The organism is Desulfosoma sp. (assembly GCF_052743555.1).
In genome coordinates, this window is the sequence record NZ_JBRAHS010000032.1 from 4,983 (window position 1) to 9,596 (window position 4,614).

Below are 4,614 nucleotides of genomic sequence, written 5' to 3' on the forward strand. Positions count from 1 at the left end.
GTTGCACAGGGCGCCATAGGCGAGGCACAAGGCTGCGCCACAATCGTGTGCGTTCCCAGGCGAGGCACAGCCCGTGAAACATGCCCCAGACAATAAAGGTCCAACCGGCGCCGTGCCACAGGCCGCACAGAAAAAAGACCGTCCACAGGTTCACGGCCGTTCGAAACGACGATTGGCGACTGCCGCCCAAAGGAATATACAGATAATCCCGAAACCAGGAAGACAGGGTCATGTGCCATTGCCGCCAGAAATCCCTCAGGGATCGAGCGGCATAAGGGTGAGCGAAGTTTTCGGGAAAGACAAACCCAAACATGCTTCCCAGACCCACCGCCATATCGGAATACCCGGAAAAGTCGTAATAGATCTGCAGCGTGTAACAGGCGATACCGAGCCACGCGGCCCCCGGCGTCAGTTCCCCGACGGGCAAGGCAAAAATGGCGTCGGTGACGGCACCCATTGGATTGGCGATGAGCACTTTTTTGGACAACCCGACAATGAAGCGCTGCACTCCGTAAGAAAATCCGGGGACGGTCACCGTTCGCGCCACGATCTGAGAGGCCACGTGAGCGTAGCGCACGATGGGCCCGGCGATGAGCTGCGGAAACAGGGCGATGTACAGGCCGCAATGGAGCGGGTTTTTCTGAACCGTCGCATGCCGTCGATAGACGTCGATGACGTAGGACATGGCTTGAAAGGTAAAAAAGGAAATCCCCAAGGGAAGAGAAGGGGGATTGTAAGGGATCAAAGGCAGGCCCAAGGCAGCCAAGCCCGCACTCAGGTTGGCCACGAGAAAGCCGGCGTACTTGTAATAGATGAGGAGCAGAAGATTGGCGCCGACGGCAAGGGCCAGCACGGTTTTTCTGGAAAGGCCGAAAAAGGGGGCGGTTTCCGTGCGCTGCAGCAGAAGCCCGCTTCCATAGTTCAGAAGCATGGAAAAGACCATCAAGCCCACGTAGCGCGGTTCGCCCCACGCATAAAAAAAGACGCTCACTCCAAGGAGATACGCGTTTCGAAGCGATGTGTTACAGAGAAAATGGCCGGCCAAAACGAGGGGAAGGAAAAGGAAAAGAAAAATGGGTGAGGCAAAAACCACGTGAACTTTTCCTCCTTGCCACCGACATGGCGCACGCCGTCACGAGCCCGCCCCGGTCGTATTTTTCTTTTTTCGAGCCCTCAGTCGAAACCTTTCCGTGCGCAAAGACACCTCATTGCCGAGCCCTGCCGACACCAAAGCCTCAATGAACCGGGCCCCTGCCGGGGTGGGCGGGGACTGGTCGCGTTCCAGATGTTCCACAGCCCATGAGGACTCCTCAAGAAGAAGGAGCAGTTCTTTTTCCGTAAAGAATCGAAGATGGCTGGAACACAGCAATCCCGCCGGAACCGTTTCAAAACGTCCCAAAGCCAAATCCATGACCACGGACCAATGGCCCGTGTTGGGCACGCTGGCGATAAGCACGCCGTCATCGGTGAGCGCGTTCGCGAGGCGGCGCAGCACGGCCGAGGGACGCACCAGGTGTTCCAGAACATCACCGCAAATGATGGCGTCAAAACGTCGATTCAAGGGAACGTCTTCCACGGATCCGACAAAAACGGCGTCGTAATGCACGGCCGCGGCTCGAGCCATGTGCGCATTGCGTTCAATGCCGGTGACATGGCACGGCCTAAGGTTTTTTAAATGCCGCCCCAAAACTCCGTAGGCGCATCCCACATCCAGCACCGAAGCGGCATGATCAGGGATGAGCCCAAGGAGGTCTTCTCGAGGGAACTGGTGGACGAATCCAAAGCGATGCACAAAACAGGCATCCACGATTCCCAGACGGCCTTGAGCCGCCCATCGAGGCCAGAGCGTATCCAAGGGCGTATCGGCGGACAGGCTGTTCAGAGCGGAAGTGAGAAAAAACACGCACGGCCATTCCGCCGCTCCCTTAATGGTGCGCGGCGTGGGGGAGCGCGACGCGGCCAGCATGTCGGCCGTCTCGAGCAAAGTCCGTACCGTGTGATAGGGGTAAAGAAGCGGTGCCTGTTGGGCAGGGGACCGCGCAGGGCTGAGACCCGGCACAAGAGCCCACCAAGAGTCTTGATCCAGCCGCTCGGGAATCATGCGAAAAATGTGCGGGGTCACCAGCAGTTCATCTTCGTTGATGAGAAAAACGATCTGTGCCTGGGTGAGCGCTCGAAGCTCACCCACGGTGCCAAGCGCCTCGGGGGGGCGTTGCACCACGTTGGCGCCGTCGGAAAACACGTCCAGGTAACGTCGACAAAAAGACCGGCTGAAAAGGACTTCTTCAATGGGATCGGGTTCCCCGACCCTGAGGATGATATCCATGGTTTCTTCCGCGTTCAGTCTTGGCCGAGCACATCGGCCGCTGAATCGCTCTGCACATCCACAGGTTCCCAATGGTATGGCATTTCGATAAGGCCCACTTCCGTGCGCTGGCGCCCGTCCGCTGCCACGCGGATCGGGGCCGATTCCTTTTGATGATAGATGTGCACGCCCGAGGCGTCGATGAGGTATCCCATGGCAAAGAATTCACCATGCAGCAGGGGCACCTTGGGATAAATGACGCGCACGGCGGCCACGCACGGGCCTTGAAAGGTTTTTTTGGCCACCCGCGACAGATTCACGGCGTGGCACACCAGACCGTCGTTTCGCATGATCCCGACCCCCAAAGCAAAGGGCATGGATTCGGTGACCTCGCAGGCCACGACGATTTCTAGATCCTGTCCCGTGTGCATGGTCAGGGGCTCGCGGCTTCCGTTGACCTGGACGAACCGAATGCGATAGGGTGTTGCGCGTTCTTCCACCTGCGGAGCGGCGGCAACCTCAACGGTACGGGATCGTTCGCGAAGGGTGTTTTCATAGGCGGCTGTCACCGAAGTGGCCGCGCCGTCCATGAAAATGGACCCCTCGCGCATCCATACGGCCCGGGCGCACAAAAGATTGACCGTGTAGAGGGAATGGCTGCAAAAAAGGATGGTCTTTCCCTCCCTTTGAAACTGCAGAATGCGGTCGATACATTTTTTTTGAAAGTACTGGTCGCCGACACTGAGGGCCTCGTCAATGACGAGAATGTCCGGATCGACACTCGTGGCGATGGAAAAGGCCAACCGCACCACCATGCCCGAGGAATAACTCTTGATGGGCTGATCGATAAAAGGACCCAGCTCGGCAAAATCGATGATGCGGGGTTCGCATCGGCGAATTTCAGCGTCGCTCAGCCCCAAAAGGGACGCATTGAGATAGATGTTTTTTCGGCCGGTGAATTCCGGATGAAAACCGGCGCCCAGTTCCAACAAGGCGGCTACCCGCCCGCCGATTTGCACCTCTCCCGACGTGGGCGATAGGGTCCCGGCGACGATCTTGAGCAGGGTGCTTTTGCCGGCACCGTTATCCCCGATGATGCCGAGGCTTTCGCCCGGCGCCACATCCAGGCTCACGTTCTGCACACTGTGAAAGGGCCGATGATAAGGCCGGCGCAAAAGGGCTTCTTTCAAACGGTCTGTGGGCCTGGCGTAGAGCCGGTAGCTCTTGGTGACCGCCCGAAGCCGTATGGAGCCGACAGGACACGGCGCCTCAGGCGGCGTTTGGGGCGTGAACAGATGGAAAGAACGCTGGTTAGAGAACATCGGCAAAGGCTCTTTTGGACCTCGTGAAGAACCATGATCCGAGGGCATAAAGCACCGTCGCCTTCATAGCGAAAAGGGCGAAGATGGTCCAGTGAAAAGAGCCGTTGAGCAAAACATCGCGAAAGCAGGTCAGAGCGTAAGTCATGGGATTGGCCCAAAGCCATGATCGAATGGGTTCGGGAACGAAGGAAAGGGGGTAGAGAACCGGCGAAGCGTAAAACCACACCATCATAAGGATGCCCAAGGACTGCAGAATGTCGCGCACGAAAACCACGAGCGCGGAAAGCAAAAAGGCCATACCACAACACAAGACGAAATGGGTGGCCACAATCAACGGCAGGTACAACCAAGAGGGCCCCGCGGATCCTTTGGCGACGAGATAGAGCAGGTAGAGGAAGAAACCTGCGCCGTGCGTGAGAAAGGGCGTGAGCACGGAAGAGAGCGGAAGGAGCTCGACGGGAAAGATCACCTTGGTCACCAACCCGGCGTTTCCCACCACACTGCTGGCGGATCGCACCACGGCGTCGGAAAAGATGAGCCAGGGAAAGTAGCCGCACAAAAAGTACAGCGTAAAGCTTTCGGTGCCGGAAACCGCCGCATCGAAGCGCACACGAAACACATCAGAAAAAATGAAGTGGAAAACCGCGATGTTCGCCAACGGCTCCAGGACGATCCAGAACACTCCGGCGTAGGATCCGGCGTAGCGGCCGTACAGCTCTTTCTTGACGAATCCCTTAAGCACCGTTGTGTGCCTTTGAGCCAAAAGAAACGGGTGGATCATTTGAAAAATCATGGGGGAGAAAGCCCTCCTGCGATTGCCATTGCCTTTGCAGGGCTTGGGCGAAAATCTTGCGATGCGTCCTTATGGAAGTGCGCGCGATAGCCCATCGGCGCCATGAAACGAACAGGGGGCAGGATTTTTCCTGCCCCCTTCTTTAAGTCCGACGATTCGGCCGTGAGGTCAAGAAAAACTGTGCTTCCTCACCC

The 4,614-nt window shown here is 57.5% G+C and carries 4 protein-coding genes; all 4 read right to left on the reverse strand.

The genetic code is table 11. The features are described from left to right. Window positions 1-1,093, reverse strand: a 1,093-nt coding sequence (locus tag ACUVSA_RS14440) for an MBOAT family O-acyltransferase (RefSeq protein WP_445895352.1), incomplete at its 3' end; no start/stop codon positions are given. Between the two features lie 39 nt (window positions 1,094-1,132). After that, complete coding sequence (locus ACUVSA_RS14445; protein ID WP_445895353.1) at window positions 1,133-2,326, reverse strand: class I SAM-dependent methyltransferase; 1,194 nt, start codon at window positions 2,324-2,326, stop codon at window positions 1,133-1,135. A gap of 14 nt (window positions 2,327-2,340) precedes the next feature. Then, entirely contained in the window at window positions 2,341-3,627 is a 1,287-nt protein-coding gene (locus ACUVSA_RS14450) for an ABC transporter ATP-binding protein (RefSeq protein WP_445895354.1), read from the reverse strand. Next, entirely contained in the window at window positions 3,617-4,420 is an 804-nt protein-coding gene (locus ACUVSA_RS14455) for an ABC transporter permease (RefSeq protein ID WP_445895355.1), read from the reverse strand. Before ACUVSA_RS14455 ends, ACUVSA_RS14450 begins: the two co-directional genes overlap by 11 nt. Window positions 4,421-4,614: the final 194 nt, after the last annotated feature.